Consider the following 16893-nt stretch of genomic DNA (forward strand, 5'->3'; position numbering starts at 1 on the left):
AGGCGAATAAAGCCGGTCGCTGCCCGTTTCTTATTCCGTAATAATGCCGTTATCCGACAGGAATGGAGTATGTCAATGTCTCAGTTAATGACTAACTGGATTTGTATCGCCACGGAGGGGGAAACGGTCGATAAGCGGGTAATGGAAAGACAGTGGCTCATTGATGCCGCTGAAACTTATGACCCGCAACTCTATGCGGCCCTGATTTGGCCGGAGCATGAAGAATGGTTTGGCAATATGGGCGAAGTGCTGGCATTAAAAACCGAAACCGGTGATGACGGGCTGTTGCGTTTATTCGCTCAGTTACGCCCGAACCACCAGTTATTACAGGCTAACCGGGAGGGTCAGTTGCTGTTTTGCTCGGTGGAGCTAACGCCAGACGGGAATTTTCGTGGCACAGGGAAAACCTATCTTGAAGGGCTGGGCGTGACCAATACCCCGGCCAGCGTGGGAACCACGCGGCTACGTTTCAGTAGCAAAAAGCGCGGCCGTTTATTCGGTGCATTAAAGCCGCTGGTTATTGATGAAGTAAAAGAAATCAAAGGGAATAGCATGGCAAGTAAATCATGGCATAGCCTGTTCGGTATTAAGCCGAAGACATTCGCTGAGGGTGAAGGCGAAAATAACGATGCAGGTGGTGGCGATAAATTGCAGGCACTGGCGGAAGCGCTGGCCGAACTGGAATCCCGCGTAACTGCGCTGGAAAGTCAGCAAAGCCAGACCAACGACGCCGTGGAAGCCGTCCAGGACGATGTGGATACGGTAAAAGAGGTGGTGGATACCGAAGATTTCGCCACGCTGCGTAATAACCTGCCGAAGATTTTGAAAAATTTCGGCAAGCTGGATCGCTCTATTACTAAATTGCCGCAGCGTCAAATTGGCAATAAACCCAAAGGGTTTAATTTCCTGTAATTCCATTTATTGGGTGATACCTCTTTTTTTATCTCGATATCGAGAGGACGCATTATGTTTTTAAATCAGCGGGCGCGGGAATATCTGAGCGCCTACAGTGCCGGTCTGGCGCAGGAATATGGGGTAGCGGATACCGCCCGTTATTTCGCGCTGACCGACCCGAAAGAAACCCAGCTTCGCGCTGCCCTGCTGGAACGCGTGGATTTCCTGTCCATGATTAACGTTCTGGATGTGGATCAACTCTCCGGGCAGGTGGTGTCTGTAGGCAGTTCCGCGCTGCATACCGGCCGTAAGGAAGGGGGCCGTTTTATCCGTCAGGTCGGCGTGGATGGCAATGACTATAAGCTGGTCGAGACCGATTCCTGCGCGGCACTGCCCTGGGATCTGCTGTCGGTGTGGGCTAACGCCGGTGGCGAAGACGAGTTTTTCCAACTGGTACAGGCGTTTTCGAATGAAGCGTTTGCGCTGGATATGCTGCGTATCGGCTTTAACGGTAACAGCGTGGCCAAAAGTACCAACCCCGACAAAAACCCGAACGGCGAAGACGTCAACATTGGCTGGCATCAGCGTATGAAGGATTTCAAAGATGGGCAACAAATTATCACTGACCGGGTGGTACTGGACGAAAACGGCGATTACAAATCACTGGATGCGATGGCCTCCGATTTGATTAACGCCAAAATTCCCCAGCAATACCGTAATGACCCGCGTCTGGTGGTGCTGGTCGGGGCGGATTTGGTCGCTGCCGAACAGTATCGCCTGTTCCAGAAGGCCGACCGCCCGACCGAGAAGATCGCCGCCCAGATGCTGGACAGCACCATTGCCGGGCGTCCTGCGATTGTGCCGCCGTTTATGCCGGGCAAACGCATGACCGTCACCACGCTGTCGAACCTGCATATCTATACCCAGCGTAATACCCGGCAGCGTAAAGCCGAGTTCGTTGAAGACCGCAAACAGTTTGAAAACAAGTATCTGCGCAATGAAGGGTACGCCGTGGAATACCCGGAACTGTATGCCTCTTTTGATGAAAGCGCCGTCACTGTCGGTACCGTGGCCGAGCCTATGGAAAAACCGGCCGGAGCGTAACCGATGGCCCTGTCACCTGCGCAACGCCATAACGCCCGGATGGTTGCCGAGCAGCAGCTATCCCGGTGCCAGGCGGTATCCGGCGATCACAGTCTGCATGTGCAACGCCGTGCGCTGGAAAACGACGTGGCACGGCTGCGCAGTCAGCCCACGTTACGCGACAGGGTAGAGATGAAACGCCGGGAGTTGCTGCCGCGCTGGCTGCCAACGGTACAGCGCTATCTGGACAGCGGCGAGGTGTATCAAAACCCGGTGTTCGCACATTGCGTGGTGTGGCTGTTTGATGTGGAAGAGTTTGATCAGGGGCTGGCGTGGGCAGATATCGCCATTGCACAGGGACAGAGCACCCCTGACAACATCCGGCGCACGTTCGCGGCGTTTGTTGCGGATACGGTGCTGGCCTGGGCGCAGCAGACGGCGGACATGGGGCAGAGTGTGGAGCCGTATTTTTCCCGCACGTTTAAGAACGTGGCAGAAAAATGGCGGCTACATGAGGAGATCACCGCCAAATGGTTCAAGTTCGCCGGGCTGTTACTGCTGCGTGATGAGCAGGGGCAACCACGGGCCACCGCAGCGGCGGACATCGACACACTGACGGCGGCGGATGCCCTGTTACATCAGGCCGAGCAGTTTTACCGCCAGGTTGGTGTGGGCACGATGCGCCGTAATATTGCCGCCCGCATTCGGGCGCTGCAAAAGGAATAAAAGACTACCGCAAGCCGGGCGGGCGCGGCTGAGGCAATGCACCGGGTGTGCGATGTGCCGTGGAAGCCGGTCAGCCCGCCTTTTTACGGGGGATGCATGTTCAGTGGAACACCGGTTGATTATCAGGATGAACAACTGGCCAACAATGGATTTTGGCCAGACCTGAACGTCAGGGATTTTCAGTCACAGCGCACCATCCCCGCCGATCTGGCTGCCGATACCGTCGCACAGGCGCTACTGGCGGCGGTGGGCGAGGTCAACGCTGATCTGGCTGAGGTGGAGGCCCGCAGCCGGGCGAAGGGGTTTGCGCGGGCGCAGGATGTGCCGGGTGTCAGCCTGAAAGGCCAGAACGTGCTGTGTGCGCAGTATCAAAAAGCGGTGTTTGCCAGGGCAAAAGCCGATTTGCTGGGCGAGTTTGCCACCATTGGCCGCCGCGAGTCTCATCCGGGACAGGAGGGGGAGGACACACGCAAGGGATTGCTGGGGGAAGCGGCGATGGTGATCCGCCGCATGAAAGGGCTGAAACGGGCAACGGTGAGGATGGTATGAGCAAGCTGGATGACCTGACCACCTTTGTTTCGACGCATCTGCCGCCCCGCGTGATGCAGGGGTTTGACAGCTTCATGGATGAAGTGAGCTTTATTCCCGCCCGCCGTGACCTGGGTGAAGACCAGTATCAACTGGCGGTAATGAAGTTTGATGCCGTGTTGAGCTGGGAGCGCTGGCCATACCGGGTGTGTGACCCGCGCAACCTGTGCGCGCTGTTACTGGTCTGGCAGGAAGGGCAGGACGATGTGCCGTACATGGATGCCGGGCTGGATATGGAGTTGCCCACACTGGATGTGGACGTGCGCGATCAGGACAGCGCGATTGTCGTGGTGTCGCTGCAACTGGCGGAATCACTGGCGATTGTGGCTGATGACACCGGGATTATCCCGTTTGAAGGGCGGCGCTGGCGTCTGACTCGCCCGGAAATCTGGCAGGCCACATCCGGGCATCTGTTCGGTGCAGGCGGCGACGGGGCGGAGGTTGGGGCGTCATGATCGTGCACGGTGAGCTGAGCCAGTCACAACTGGCCGAACTACGCACCGCATTACAACGGCTGACGCTGCCACCCAAAAAACGTCAGCGTTTACTGTGGCGGCTGGCGAAATACGGGGTGATTGCGGCGGCAAAACGGAACGTCCGGGCGCAACAGGCACCGGACGGCAGCGCCTGGGCGGCACGACGCGGCCACCGACGTGGCAGGATGCTGCGCAATCTGCCCAATCTGTTGCATATCCGCGAAATGCCAGAGATCCAGGCGGTACGGATTTATCTACAGGGCGGCGGGTATCGCAACGGGAAAACGCCGGTACCGGCGGGCGTGGTGGGCTACAGCCAGCAAAACGGCATGAGCGTATCCGTCAAGCGTTCACAGGTTGGCAATGGACGCCCTGAGCCGGGACGGATGGCCACGCGACGACAGGCCCGCAAACTGCGGGCGCTGGGGTACCGGATAAAACGCGGGGCGCGATGGAGAAAGCCGCCTTACCGGGAGATTGAGGAAACCCTGAGCTTTGCACAGGCGGGATTACTCATCCGTAAGTTGAGCGGCAAGGCGGCCAAAACCGCCTGGACAGTGGATGTTCCTGCCCGGCCATTTTTGGGCATGAACGATGCGGAGTTTACAAAAGCGCTGGCACGGCAGCTACAGGGTATTGGCTTTGGCTGGGACGTGAAAGCGCAGGATATCAAGGGGTAAGCATGAGTTGGCCAACGGTTCAGGTTAACCAGGTAAACCAGCTACAAGGCGAAACCAGCGAGATTGAGCGCGTGGTGCTCTTTATCGGTGAGGGGGCGGTCGATGCGGTGAAAACTGTGCCGGTGAATACCCAAAGCGATCTGGATCAGGTGCTGGGGGCGGCGGATTCGGTACTAAAACGCGACGTCAACGCCGCGATGGTCAATGCGGGGCAGAACTGGAGCGCCTTTGTTTGTCTGCTGCCGCCAAAGGGCGATTGGGTGAGCGCGGTCACGGCCGCCCAACTGGTTGCCAGTGTGGAAGGGGTCGTGGTGTCCCTGCCTGCTACCAAAGGTATTATCGCCCAGGCATCCAGCTTGCGATCCACTTTGGTGTCAGCCTTCGGGCGCTGGGTGTGGTTTCTGCTGGCTGTTGACGGGCCGAAAGCGGGTGAGGGCTGGGATAAGTATTTACAGAGCCTGAGTAATTTACAGAACGGTGCCGCGGCTCCGGCGGTGCAACTGGTGCCGAGGCTGTGGGGCAATGAGCCGGGCGTGCTGGCTGGACGCCTGTGTAACCGTGCAGTGACGATCGCCGACAGCCCGGCGCGGGTTCAAACCGGTGCCTTGCTGGCGATGGGGCGCACGGATTTACCGGTGGACGGTACCGGCGTGACATTGGATCTGGCGATGTTGCAGGCACTGGAGAAACAGCGATACAGCGTGCCGATGTGGTATCCCGACTATGACGGCTACTACTGGTCAGATGGGCGCACCCTGGACGTGGAAGGGGGCGACTATCAGGCCATTGAAAACCTGCGCGTCGTGGACAAGGTGGCGCGGCGTATCCGGTTGCAGGCGATTGCCAAAATCGCCGATCGCAGCCTGAACAGTACGCCGGGCAGTATCGCGGCGCATCAGGGGTACTTTGCCAAAACGTTGCGTGAGATGTCCCGCAGCACCCAAATCAATGGCATCACCTTTCCGGGGGAAGTAAAGCCGCCGAAGGATGGGGATGTGGTCATTGCGTGGCGCTCTAAAACGGCGGTGGAAATTTATCTGATTGTCCGTACCTACGAATGCCCGAAAGGGATCACGGTCAGTCTGGTGCTGGATATGTCGCTGGAGGGGAGCGCATGACAAAACGGATTTCGGGCCAGTCGTTTGATTTCAACATGGACGGCGCACTGGTTCACGCGGAAAAAGTCTCGCTAAGCATCACGGATAACACCGCCGCCGCGCAGACGCAGGGCATCCCCGATGGCTGGGTGGCCGGTGACGTCGCCGCCGAAGGTGAAATGGAGCTAAGTACCAAGAGCCTGGCGGTGGTGACGGCGAAAGCCAGCAGCGCCGGGTCATGGCGGGGTATCGAGCCGGTGGACTTGATGTGGTACGCCAAGGCGGGCAGCGAGGAAATGAAGGTGGAAGCCTTCGGTTGCAAGCTGATCCTGAGTGACATTCTGGATGTTGACCCGAAGGGCGGCAGCGTGATGTCACACAAGATTAAGTTTGTGGTCACCAGCCCGGATTTTGTGCGCATCAACGGTATCCCCTATCTGGAATCGGAACTGACGGAAAAGCTGATCGGCTAAGGATAGTCATGCAGGAATACGAAAAGAACGCGCTGGGATTACTGGTGCTGGGGGCGCTGATTGCGCTGGGTAAGTTGCTGGCCAGTGATGAAAAAATCACGCCGCGCCTGTTTTTCGGCCGGATGATTTTGGGATCAGCCACCTCAATGGCGGCCGGGGCGGCGTTGCTGTGGGTGCCGGGTTTACCGCCAATGGCGGTTACCGGGCTGGGTGCGGCGCTGGGGGTGGCCGGGCATCAGGCAGTTGAAATCTGGTTGCGCCGCCGTGGTAGTGGTTTGCTGAAAGGGAGTGACGCAAAAGATGACGTTAAGTGAAAAACAGCAGTTATTTACCCAACTGGTCGCACAACTGATCCAGTGGGCGGGAGAGCGGGGATATCGCCTGACGTTCGGCGAGGCATACCGCACACCGGAACAGGCAAAATTGAATGCCCGCAACGGCTCAGGCATCGCCAACAGTTTGCATACGCAACGCCTGGCCGTGGATCTGAATCTGTTTATCAATGGCGAATACCAGACCCGGACAGAAGCCTATTTGCCGCTCGGTGAATATTGGGAATCGCTGGGTGGGTGCTGGGGCGGGCGCTTTACCTCACGCCCGGACGGTAACCATTTCAGCCTGGAACACAACGGGGTGCGCTGATGGATGGGCTATGGCGGGTTGTGGCCGGGTTGGCAGTGGCTTTTGCCGCTGGCTGGCAGGCGGCGAGCTGGCAGCGTGACAGTATGGAACTGGCCGTGACCCGCGCCGCTACTGCTGCCGTTGAGCAATCACGCCAGGCGTTGCAGGCGCTGGCGAGCCAGTCCGGCGCAGCGCTGGAAACCAAACTGGAGGCATTACGCAATGTGCCGAATAAAACCGTTTACCGGGAGATCGTTAAGCCGGTTTTTACTAACGTGTGCCTGTCTGCTGAATTTGTCAGCCTGTACAACGACACCGTTAATCACACCGAACGTGTCTTATCAGGAAAACCTGAAAAAGAAATGCCCGGTCACTAATCTGCCGCGCTTATCAGGTACCACCGGCAATGATGCGGCGCAGCCGTTAATCAGTTGGCCGCAAATTTATGCGGATTGTGCCGCCCGGCATAATCAGTTAATTGATGAAATAACCCAACGGGAAAACATGCAATGAGCAAAATTACCTTATCTGTTTCTGGCAAGGAATTATCGTTTGAGCCGAATACCGTCGCCTATAACGGCATGATTAATGATATGGCAATGGATAATAAAGTGGCTCCGGCGGTGACGTATCTTCGCCGTATTGTCGTAGCCAAAGATAAAGAAACGCTGGATGAATTATTAAAACTGCCGGGCGCCGCATTGCAAATTACCGAAGCGGTGAATGCGCAATATGCACCGAAGCTGGAAATCGAAGTAAAAAACTAACTCAGCGGCTGCGGGCCATCGAAAATAATTTTCTTGAACAGGCATTAACCCTGCGGCGGCATTATTTACCGGCTGAAAATGATGACGCCGATAATCTGGCCCGCGCCGTCTGGCTGGCAAATACACACTGGGAAAATATGCGTATTTCCGTGGCGAATGGGATTGCGCTGGCATTAAAAGGCGATTCATGAAGCAACTCGATTTTACATTAAGCCTGATTGATAAGCTGACCCGCCCGATAAAACAGGCGCAGGCGGCGGTCACCGGCTTTGCGAAATCGTCGCGGGACGCCTTTTCCAGCGCCGCAGTTGGTGGGGCCGGGCTTATCGGTACCGCTATGTCGATCCAGGGTGCGCTTGGCCCGGCGGTAGAGATGCACGACGCAATGGTCGAAGCGTCGGCGCGTGGCGTGGATGATTCTGCCTTGCAGAAGATTAATGCTAACGCACTGAAATTCAGCACCCAATACGGGCGATCGGCGCTGGAGTATGTGCAATCGACCGCCCGGATTAATGCGGCGGTCGGTACTCTGACCAAAGAGGATTTGCCGGGGGTGGTCAGGGCATCCAATGTGATGGCGGCGGCGCTGAAAGCCACGGCGGACGAGTCGTCCGAATTCATGGGGCAGATGTTCGCCAACTTTCGCTCTGATGCCGAGTCAATGGGTAATGTGCAGTTTGCGGAGCAACTGGCCAGCAAGGCCGCCTATATGCGTAATGCCTTCGGTGTTGAGCTGGGGGCGATTAAAGACCTGATGGAAGGCGCGCGCGGGGTCGGTACCAACTATGGCATTGGTATGGATGAGCAGTTGGCCGTGATGGGCGAGCTACAACGCACATTAGGTACGGAAGCCTCCAGCGCGTATGAAGGCTTTTTGTCCGGGGCGGTCAAGGGGGCCAAAAAGCTGGGGCTGTCGTTTGAAGATGCCAACGGCAAGTTACTGACCCTGCCCGCGATGCTGGAGAAATTACGCGGGAAGTACGGGGCGAGCATTGAGGGCAATCTGAAAGCCCAGTCTGATCTGGATGATGCCTTTGGTGACAGTGCGGCGGTCATTAAGCAGTTATATGGCAATGTCGGCATCCTGCAACGGCATATCACCGAGCTGGGCAGCAGTGACGGTATGAAGCGGGCCACCGAAATGGCGCAGAAGATGGCCAGCCCCTGGGAACGGCTGACCGCTATTTGGTACGCCATCCGCGCCGCGATGGGGGCCACGTTGCTGCCGGTGTTGTACCCGTTGATCAACAAGATGGCGGACGGCGGGCAGGTACTTGTCAGGTGGCTGAATCTGTTCCCGAATATCACGCGGGTCATTGGTTATTGCGTACTGGCGGTGATGAGTCTGGCGGCAGCCGGGGCGCTGGTCAATATTGTGCTGGGCGTCGGGCGCTTTGTCCTGATGGGCTTGCGTGGTCTATGGGCCGGACTGACAGCGATTATCCGGATCCATATAGCGGCTATCTGGCTCTATAACAAGGCCGTGCTGTCGTGGGCGGCGACGATGCGTATTTTGCGCGGTGTACTGCTGGCCGTTCGTATGGCCAGTCTGTTAACCGGCATGGCATTCAATATCGCGTTGTGGCCGGTGTTGCTGATTATCGGTGCAGTCGCCTTGCTGGTCGCCGGGTGCTATCTGCTGATCCGGCATTGGGATGACATAAAGAACGCCATCACTCAGACCGACATGTGGAAAACCGTCGCGGAAAAAGTGCAATGGGTTGCGGAGATATTTAGCCAGACGTGGAAAGCCATTATTGATGGCTGGAGCCGTGTTGTGAATGCGATGGGGAGTTTCTCCCTGTCCGAGACGATGGGGAAAATGGCTGATGGCGTCGGGGAGATATTTTCCGGGTTGTGGGACAGTGTTTTAGCGTCGTTCAATACGTCGTATCGCTGGATTATTGGAAAGCTAAACGCAATTCCGGGGATCAATATTGCCATGCCTGAATCCACACCCCGGCCGGGCGGTGAGGGGTTATTAACGGGCGGGAAAATAAAGGGGATTGATTCGGGCGGATTGCAACGGGATATCAGTAACAGCAATGCGAAGAATTACACCGACAACAGCCGGAAAGTCGAAAACCTGACGATTTATGCCAATAAAGGATTTACCCCGGAACAATTAACAGAATGGGAAGCACTGCGGTAATGGATGACGTGAAATATATTGACCTGTTAATTACAGAACGCGATTTCAGCCTGAATGCGGGGCGTGAGCCGATATTTTGCAATAACCGGATCAGTATTGGTCAGGATTGCATTCACGCCATTATTGAAAGCGGACTGACCACCAAACTGGTGGCAGAGCGCAGCCCGACGCTGCGGGCCGATGTGCTGACGCAAATGATAATTCTGGTGGAAGACGATGAACGGATTATTCCCGGCACGGTCGTGGTCAGCGAAGAAAGTCCGACCCGGCTGTGGGTGACGGCGGAAACCTATGATTTTGGGCCGATCACGGCCAGGGTGGACGTATGACGGAAAAGCCGAAGATTGATTATGAGCAGGCGCTGAAAGAGGCCGGGATGCCAGTGACGGCCGAGACGGTAACGGAACAGTTTCAGGCACAAGTGACGGCATCCGGTCTGATCACTAACACCTCGAGAATGTCGCCGTTCTGGCGACTGATTTCGGTCATGGTGACAACGCCGGTTATCTGGCTGAAAGACGTTCTGATCAGCGTGGTGCTGGCCAATATGTATCTGGCTACGGCGTCCGGCTCATTCCTCAATCTGTTCGCCTGGGGTGTCAATCTGTCACGTAAGGCGGCCACGGCGGCATCGGGTGTTATCCGCTTCTATAAGTCGGATGCGGCGCAGGCCGTGGTGATCCCGGCGGGTACGCTGATCCAGACTGAACGCATTAACGGCACGATTTTCAGCGTGGCGGTGTCAGCGGATACCGTGATCAACGCCGGGCAGGCCAGTGCTGACGTCCCGGTGACCGCCACGGCGGAAGGCGGGGCATTCAATCTGGCCCCCGGTTATTACCGGATTTTGCCGGTGGGGGTTGCCGGTATTGAGCGGGTGGAGAATCAAGAGAACTGGTTGCTGACGCCCGGTGCCGATGAGGAGTCAGATGATGATCTGCGCGAGCGCTGCCGCAATCAGTTCAATCTGGTGGGGAATTACCACACCGACGCGGTGTACCGCAGCATGATTGCGGCGGTGGCCGGGTTAAGCATCGATCGGATTTTCTTTCAGCATGACGCCCCGCGAGGGCCGGGTACCGCCAATGCCTATCTGTTGCTGGATTCGGGGGTGGTGTCGCAGCCCTTTATCGATGCGGTGAATGATTACATTACGGCACAGGGACACCACGGCCACGGTGATGATCTGCGCTGTATGGCGCTGCCGGAAACGCAGCATGATTTAACCGTGACGGTCTATGTCCGCAATCTGGTGAACGTGTCGGATGAGGCATTAACCGCCTTGCGTACCGGGTGCCAGGATTTAGTCCGCTGCGCCTTTCGGGAAAACACCGGGTATGACGTGGAAAAGACATGGCCCTGGTCGCGCTTCTCATTTTCAACGCTGGCACAGGAATTACACGACGTGTTCCCGCTGATTGCGTCACTGGATTTTTCTCTGGGCGATATTGTCAGCGGGCTGGCTGTGCCGCGTCTCGCCTCGCTGACAGTGGTAATAGACGATGCCTGATTTTAAAGAACAACTGTCGGGCCTGCGGCTGCCATCCTGGATGGATAAGGGCGAACCCGCCGCGCTGCTGAATGCCAGCAAAGCCTATTGGTTGCAGGTGAATGACTGGCTGCGCTGGCCGTTGCAGCAACTGGACGTCGATACCTGCGCGGAGCCGTTGCTAAACGTGCTGGCGTATCAGCGCGATATTTCGCGGCTGAAAGGGGAAGCGCTCGATTTGTTCCGGCGGCGGGTTAAGTATGCCTTTGTGAATGCGCAGGACGCGGGCAGTGTAGCCGGGTTTATCGCCATTTTTGAGCGACTGGGGATTGGCACGGTCACACTGACCGAGCGTCAGCCGGGGTATGACTGGGATGTGATCCTGGTGCGTATCAACGATGAGCAGCTAAGCAGTTATAACGCCCTGATGATGAGTCTGGTCAGGCAGTACGGCCGCACCTGCCGCCGTTATACGTTTGACCTCTGGAATGGGGAAACCCAGTCAGTTCGGTGTGGAGCGTTCGCGCACAACGAGGAATATCACTGTGCGACCAGTGCGATGCCGGTCGGCATGGTTAAGGGGGCGGTTGCCGTGTGTCATGCACGCATGTCTGCCTCAACAGAATATTATTCAGCCAACGTGTAAGAGGGATTATGGCGCAGAGTGTAATTACCCATGCGTTTGAAACGTGGAACGTTCAGCGGGTGCTGGATGGGGTAGCGGCCCGGCCTGATAAAGTCGTTTTTGCGCTGGTACCGGGTCAGGATGAATCCGTGCCGGTAGACAGAAACGAAGGGTCACCCCCTGCCGAACAGATTCAGCATACCGCCGCCATTACTCAGGCGGGTGTCCTGAATGAAAACGCGGTGGTTTATTCGGTGGTGCTGGATACCACGGTGGGGGACTGGGATTACAACTGGATTGGCCTGCTGGACAGTCAAACGAATACCGTATTGATGATTGTGCATGTGCGCACCCAGCAGAAACTGGCGACCCGGAACGGTCAGCAGGGCAACAGTCTGACCCGTAATCTCATGATGCAGTTTGATGGCGCGGCGGCGGCTACGCAAATCAACGTGACAGCCGATACCTGGCAGATTGATTTTTCAGCCCGCCTAAATGGTATGGATGAAGAATTAAGGCTGTCTCACATTGATGTCTATGGCCGGGCGGCATTTATTAATGATGCTTTTTTAGTCGTTAAATCGAATGGTCAATATCAGGCATCTTCGGGCGTAGGTTATCTGGGCGGCCTGCGGGTAGCCTTGGAGCAGCCCTTTGATATTGTGGTGGATAAACTTCCGACGACGATTGTTTTGGACGTGTGCCGGAAAGGGGAAGTCACCGGGCGTTGGGAGACTGTTTTTTCACTGAGTCAGGGTAATGGCTTTGGTGGTGTTGTTGAATATCTGGATGATGTCGGCATTCGTCATTATAGAAAGAGTATCGCTAATATTGATTCTGCTGGCTGGGTACATGATTTGCGCATCAAGGGAACGTTGTCTCAGCAGAAGGCAATAGTTGATTTTTTGCGTAAAGACAACAATCTGGCGGCGCTGAGTGATAAGGAAGCCAGCCGAAAAAATTTAGGGCTGGGCGCACTGGCAACAATGGATGTCGATACAGCCAGACAAGCGCTTCACATCGACCAAATAGACAATGACCGCGTTGTACGTGCTGGTGGTGGTAACGGGATGGCGGATGGCCATCAGATTAGCCTGGGGTGGACTGGCTCAGGGCTACGGGTGCAAGTGGACGCCACCAGTTTTGATTTATGGCATAAGGATAATGTCTTTCCCATTCACGCTGCCGAAATCGTGGGTATCCCTTTACCTTACCCCGGTGCAACCGCCCCTGACGGGTGGCTGAAATGTAACGGGCAGTCATTCAATAAAGCCGCGTTTCCCTTGTTGGCGCAGCGTTATCCCTCTGGCTTTTTACCTGATTTACGCGGTGAGTTTATCCGAGGGTGGGATGATAGCCGAGGGGTCGATCCCGGTCGGGGGCTATTGTCATTTCAGGAGAGCCAGAACCTGACGCACAGTCATGGCGTCAATGATCCAGGGCATTCCCATCCGTATAACAAATATGAAGGCTCGGTCGGATCAGGATTGGCGGGGTTTGACTATGACCAGGACGCATGGAATGCCACGGTATATACAGGGCACGTGGGGACTGGCATTTCCATTGCAGCCAGTGGCGGACATGAAGCGCGTCCCCGCAATATCGCATTTAACTACATCGTGAGGGCTGCTTGATGGCAAATTATTCAGTGAATGTTAAAGAAACGACGTTAGATAACGACGGTCACGCCATGACATCGGGCTGGATCACCGTCTTTCATGTTGATGCCAAAACGCGGGAATATCGCGGGGCCAGCTATGAATATTTGATGGCCGGGGTGGGCATTCCGGCGAATAGCTATAGCGATGCTCCCGAATTACCACCAGAAGGGAAAGCGCTATGCCGTGCTGCCGATGGACTTTCGTGGGAGCATGTGCCGGATTATCGCGGTAAGGCGGCCTATGATACGCAAACCCGCCTTAGTACAGAAATCACCGAGCCTGGTCAGTTGCCAGAAACGCTAACGCTGTTAGCGCCCGTCTCGGAATTTGATGTCTGGAATGGCAAAAAATGGGTGACGGATAAGGATGCGCAGCATCAGGCGGATGTGAATAGCGCAACGCAGGAACTGAACGAGCGGTTTAGTACGGCCAATACCCGCATTCAGGCGTTAAGCGATGCGGTGGATATGGAACTGGCAACCGAGGAAGAAAAGACGTTGCTGGGTAAATGGAAAGAATATCGCGTGCTGTTAAACCGGGTCGATGTGAATTCAGCACCGGATATCGACTGGCCGGAGGCTCCGGCGGTATGACATGGCAGCGGGCTGATATCTGCCTCTCATCCGCACTGCCGCCGGTGACCTGTTCGGTGTTGCCGGTTCATCCGTGGGTGTATGGCGTGGGCAACGTGACCGACAACGGCCATTATCTCAGCCCGGCTAATGCGGTGGCTTACATGGCTGAACGGCTGGGCGCTGCGGCGGATAACCTGGCTGTGTGCGTGTGGATGGTCTGTGGGAGTGGACTGGGGGAATTCCTGCACGCGCTGGATGCATTAACGGTAGTTTTCCCCGCTCCGGCATTGAGCCAGGTTGCCAGACAGGCGCGGGCTATGGCAGAGCTGGCTACAGTAAAAATGCAAATCCCGGCCAAAAGCCGCACGTTGCCCGCCGCCGCGCCGCTGTCGGTGGCGAGCTGCCGTCAGGCATTGAATGCCCAGCGTATGGCGGTTGCGCAGCAGCAGGCCGCTGTACCGATGGGGCTGAATGCGCTGAAAGGGATGGCTGAGCGCTTTACATCCCAGCGCGAGGCGGCCTTATCGGAAATTAGTCAAGCCATGCAGCAGATGGCCCAGCGTAGTGCGCTGGCGTGGGTTTTTACCGGGCAGGGTGCGCCGGGTGTGATAGCAGCGGAGATGCTGAAAAATATCCCCCAGCCATCTGCGATTTATACCGCTGCCATGATGTTTACAGGGACAGAGCTGGAAGCGTTGGAGAGCATGATCCGTGAGCCAGATAATTACGCTCGCCCTTGATGGCGAAGCTATTCCCCTGCGTGGCCTGACTGTCACGCCCTCAATGCAATTCGAAGAAAAAGACCAGTCCGGGCAGACGTCCAGCACCGCCAACGCGGAGCAGGGTATCAAGCCTAAAGAGCTACGTGTGTCCGGTGTGATCCCGTTTACTGAGGCGAAAGTGTTAACCCGGCTGTTTGCCCTGGCGGAAGCGAAAGAGGGTGACAAGCTGAAACGCTACCGGGTGGCCAATCCTACCGCGCAGGCCATCAACTTCCGACTGGCCACCTTCACCGGGTCGATTGATGCCCCAAAACAGGACGGCAAACAAGCCTGGCTGGTGACGTTTACGCTGCGTGAACATATCAGCGTGTCGGAAAAACGGGACGCCCGCGCAGGTAATCAGACGGAAACGAAGAAGACACCAGGACAGGGTAGCGATGGTGAAAACGATGAACAACTGAGCTGGTTTGAGCGCAAGGTGCTGAAACCGGTCAATGACGCGCTGGGGTAAGCCATGCGACCGATTACGCGACTGATGCTATCCGGCGATGCGGTACATGTTGTGGACGTCAATGTGGTACTGGAGTTAAACGCCTGTGGCCGGGGATTTATTACGGCAGAGACAGAGCAGGACTATACCGGCAAGCTGGTCAGGCTGGATGTGGGCTATACCGATTTGGTGTTGCGCTGGTTTACCGGCTATGTCGAGCGGAGTCAGCCCGCTGAAAACGGCTATCAACGGCTGTTTGTGCGTGAGCTGGCTGGCGTGTTTGACAGGATGTGGCCGTGCGCCTTTCAGCATCCGACGCTCCGGCAACTGGCTGACTGGCTGAGCGAGCACAGCGGGTTAACGGTGCATCTGCCTGATGCCGGGTATGTCAGCCAGCCGATTCCGCATTTTACCCATAGCGGCAGCGGTCATCAGTTGCTGGCCAACATTGGGGCGGCGTTCGGGATTGATGATTACGTCTGGCAGCCATTACCGGATGGTGCGCTGTATCTCGGCAGTTGGGCCGATTCCCTGCTGGCCGGTGCGCCGGTCAGCATTCCGGCGGAGTTCAGCCAAGCGCAGGCCGCCGGTAATAGTATGACGTTGCCGCTGATACAGTCCGTGCGGCCCGGCGCGGTGGTTAACCAGCAGCGTCTTTCCCGCGTGCAGTTGCTCAACGAAAACATGACTATCGAGTGGGTACCGGTGAGTACTGTCACCGGCAAGGCGGCGCAGCGTACCCCGGCCCAACGTCAGATCGACACCGCTTATCCCGAACTGTCGGCCGGATTGCACCTGCCGAAGTTTGCCCGCGTGGAAGCACCCTCAGAGGATGTCAGCAGCGGGAATATCGCCGACCCGTTCCGGCCCCGTTATGCGGTTGACCTGCAATTACTGGATGCAGACGGTAAACCGGCAAAAGATACGCCGGTGTATTCGGCGGTACCGCTGCCGGTACCGATGGCAGGGAGTGAAGCCGGGCTATTCCAGTTTCCGCCGCCGGGGTCGCTGGTCGAGGTCGGGTTTACCGGCGGTCGCCCGGATAAGCCGTTTGTGCGTCAAACCGTAGCCAGTGGTCAGTCATTGCCTGATATCAAGCCGGGGGAGCAGTTACAGCAGCAGCGGGCGGAGGTTTCACAGCGCGTAACGGTTTCCGGGGACTGGGAGCGGAAGACCGATCAGGCCATCAGGGAATCGTCAATGCACCGGGAGGTAAGTGCCGATGAAGAACGGCGCACGCTGGTTACCAGAGAAACCCTGATTAAAGCGACGGATAACGCCACTGTCTTGGGTACCCACACACTCCAGGCCGGTGCCATCGTACAAATCGCTCAGGGGGATTACAGCCTGGCTACACAGGCCGGTTATATGGCCAGTGTGGGCCAGTCAGCGACGGTAGAGATAGGACAGTCGCTGACCGAGAAAATAGGGCAATTGCGCCGTAGCATTGCCGGTGCGCGTCAGGAACTGATGGCACCAGTGGTATGGGTCGGTAGCCAGCAGGTCAACGTCATGACGCTGATGCTGGATACGCTGGACGTGATTCAGGAACTGGCGACGCAGACGGCCAGCCACACGCACCCTAACACCGGCACCCCGTTAAATGCGGGCGAGATACAGCAGACCGGCCGCCGCACCGGCACACTTAAAGACAAGTACAGCCCGATAATCGGGTGATCGATCCCCGCCTACCCAGCCCGCCGCGTGCGGGCTTTTTTACGCCCCTCGTATGACGCGCTCAGCGGGCTACTATGCCACGCGCTTCCCCGGTCAC

General features: G+C 56.8%; 23 protein-coding genes. All 23 read left to right on the forward strand.

Features of this window, described 5'->3' with window-relative positions:
- The first annotated feature begins 69 nt into the window (after positions 1–69).
- The 23 genes from DD586_RS03760 to DD586_RS03860 all read left to right on the forward strand — a co-directional run bounded on the left by DD586_RS03760 (position 70) and on the right by DD586_RS03860 (position 16796).
- Positions 70–912: a GPO family capsid scaffolding protein gene (locus DD586_RS03760; protein WP_041164278.1), complete on the forward strand. Its 843-nt coding sequence runs from the start codon at positions 70–72 to the stop codon at positions 910–912.
- A 54-nt stretch (positions 913–966) separates the two neighbouring features.
- Entirely contained in the window at positions 967–1998 is a 1032-nt protein-coding gene (locus DD586_RS03765) for a phage major capsid protein, P2 family (RefSeq protein ID WP_012883479.1), read from the forward strand.
- A gap of 3 nt (positions 1999–2001) precedes the next feature.
- On the forward strand, positions 2002–2703 hold the full coding sequence (gene gpM, locus DD586_RS03770) for a phage terminase small subunit (protein ID WP_012883480.1): 702 nt from the start codon (positions 2002–2004) through the stop codon (positions 2701–2703).
- Positions 2704–2799: 96 nt separating this feature from the next.
- Complete coding sequence (locus tag DD586_RS03775) at positions 2800–3252, forward strand: head completion/stabilization protein (protein ID WP_049779751.1); 453 nt, start codon at positions 2800–2802, stop codon at positions 3250–3252.
- The gene (locus DD586_RS03780) at positions 3249–3746 is read left to right on the forward strand and encodes a phage tail protein (RefSeq protein WP_012883482.1); all 498 of its coding nucleotides are present in this window, start codon (positions 3249–3251) and stop codon (positions 3744–3746) included. Before DD586_RS03775 ends, DD586_RS03780 begins: the two co-directional genes overlap by 4 nt.
- Positions 3743–4447, forward strand: coding sequence for a phage virion morphogenesis protein (locus DD586_RS03785; RefSeq protein ID WP_012883483.1), 705 nt, complete (start codon positions 3743–3745; stop codon positions 4445–4447). Before DD586_RS03780 ends, DD586_RS03785 begins: the two co-directional genes overlap by 4 nt.
- 2 nt (positions 4448–4449) lie before the next feature.
- Complete coding sequence (locus DD586_RS03790; protein ID WP_012883484.1) at positions 4450–5565, forward strand: DUF2586 domain-containing protein; 1116 nt, start codon at positions 4450–4452, stop codon at positions 5563–5565.
- Positions 5562–6017: a DUF2597 family protein gene (locus DD586_RS03795; protein ID WP_012883485.1), complete on the forward strand. Its 456-nt coding sequence runs from the start codon at positions 5562–5564 to the stop codon at positions 6015–6017. The genes DD586_RS03790 and DD586_RS03795 overlap by 4 nt, the downstream gene beginning before the upstream one ends.
- Before the next feature lie 8 nt (positions 6018–6025).
- Positions 6026–6331 carry a phage holin family protein gene (locus DD586_RS03800; RefSeq protein ID WP_012883486.1) on the forward strand — a complete coding sequence of 102 codons (306 nt, stop codon included), beginning with the start codon at positions 6026–6028 and terminating at the stop codon, positions 6329–6331.
- Entirely contained in the window at positions 6318–6659 is a 342-nt protein-coding gene (locus tag DD586_RS03805) for a M15 family metallopeptidase (RefSeq protein ID WP_012883487.1), read from the forward strand. The genes DD586_RS03800 and DD586_RS03805 overlap by 14 nt, the downstream gene beginning before the upstream one ends.
- Entirely contained in the window at positions 6659–7015 is a 357-nt protein-coding gene (locus tag DD586_RS03810) for a hypothetical protein (RefSeq protein ID WP_012883488.1), read from the forward strand. Before DD586_RS03805 ends, DD586_RS03810 begins: the two co-directional genes overlap by 1 nt.
- Positions 6972–7151, forward strand: coding sequence for a hypothetical protein (locus DD586_RS22205; protein ID WP_012883489.1), 180 nt, complete (start codon positions 6972–6974; stop codon positions 7149–7151). Before DD586_RS03810 ends, DD586_RS22205 begins: the two co-directional genes overlap by 44 nt.
- Positions 7148–7405, forward strand: coding sequence for a putative phage tail assembly chaperone (locus tag DD586_RS03815; RefSeq protein WP_012883490.1), 258 nt, complete (start codon positions 7148–7150; stop codon positions 7403–7405). Before DD586_RS22205 ends, DD586_RS03815 begins: the two co-directional genes overlap by 4 nt.
- Positions 7406–7455: 50 nt before the next feature.
- Entirely contained in the window at positions 7456–7596 is a 141-nt protein-coding gene (locus DD586_RS22435; protein WP_371206900.1) for a DUF6890 family protein, read from the forward strand.
- On the forward strand, positions 7593–9557 hold the full coding sequence (locus DD586_RS03820) for a phage tail tape measure protein (RefSeq protein ID WP_012883492.1): 1965 nt from the start codon (positions 7593–7595) through the stop codon (positions 9555–9557). The genes DD586_RS22435 and DD586_RS03820 overlap by 4 nt, the downstream gene beginning before the upstream one ends.
- Positions 9557–9886: a DUF2590 family protein gene (locus tag DD586_RS03825; RefSeq protein WP_012883493.1), complete on the forward strand. Its 330-nt coding sequence runs from the start codon at positions 9557–9559 to the stop codon at positions 9884–9886. Before DD586_RS03820 ends, DD586_RS03825 begins: the two co-directional genes overlap by 1 nt.
- Positions 9883–11067, forward strand: a complete 1185-nt coding sequence (locus DD586_RS03830; RefSeq protein ID WP_012883494.1) for a baseplate J/gp47 family protein — start codon at positions 9883–9885, stop codon at positions 11065–11067. The genes DD586_RS03825 and DD586_RS03830 overlap by 4 nt, the downstream gene beginning before the upstream one ends.
- Complete coding sequence (locus DD586_RS03835) at positions 11060–11692, forward strand: phage tail protein (RefSeq protein WP_012883495.1); 633 nt, start codon at positions 11060–11062, stop codon at positions 11690–11692. The genes DD586_RS03830 and DD586_RS03835 overlap by 8 nt, the downstream gene beginning before the upstream one ends.
- A gap of 8 nt (positions 11693–11700) precedes the next feature.
- Positions 11701–13305 (forward strand): phage tail-collar fiber domain-containing protein, encoded by a 1605-nt coding sequence (locus DD586_RS22210; RefSeq protein WP_012883496.1) that lies wholly within the window; start codon positions 11701–11703, stop codon positions 13303–13305.
- Positions 13305–13925, forward strand: coding sequence for a tail fiber assembly protein (locus DD586_RS03845; RefSeq protein ID WP_012883497.1), 621 nt, complete (start codon positions 13305–13307; stop codon positions 13923–13925). The genes DD586_RS22210 and DD586_RS03845 overlap by 1 nt, the downstream gene beginning before the upstream one ends.
- On the forward strand, positions 13922–14647 hold the full coding sequence (locus DD586_RS03850; protein ID WP_012883498.1) for a hypothetical protein: 726 nt from the start codon (positions 13922–13924) through the stop codon (positions 14645–14647). The genes DD586_RS03845 and DD586_RS03850 overlap by 4 nt, the downstream gene beginning before the upstream one ends.
- Positions 14619–15140: a baseplate complex protein gene (locus DD586_RS03855; RefSeq protein ID WP_012883499.1), complete on the forward strand. Its 522-nt coding sequence runs from the start codon at positions 14619–14621 to the stop codon at positions 15138–15140. Before DD586_RS03850 ends, DD586_RS03855 begins: the two co-directional genes overlap by 29 nt.
- 3 nt (positions 15141–15143) lie before the next feature.
- Positions 15144–16796, forward strand: coding sequence for a hypothetical protein (locus tag DD586_RS03860; RefSeq protein ID WP_012883500.1), 1653 nt, complete (start codon positions 15144–15146; stop codon positions 16794–16796).
- The last annotated feature ends 97 nt before the right edge of the window (positions 16797–16893 follow it).

The sequence above is a fragment of the Dickeya parazeae Ech586 genome (genome assembly GCF_000025065.1).
In the GTDB taxonomy this organism is placed as follows: domain Bacteria; phylum Pseudomonadota; class Gammaproteobacteria; order Enterobacterales; family Enterobacteriaceae; genus Dickeya; species Dickeya zeae.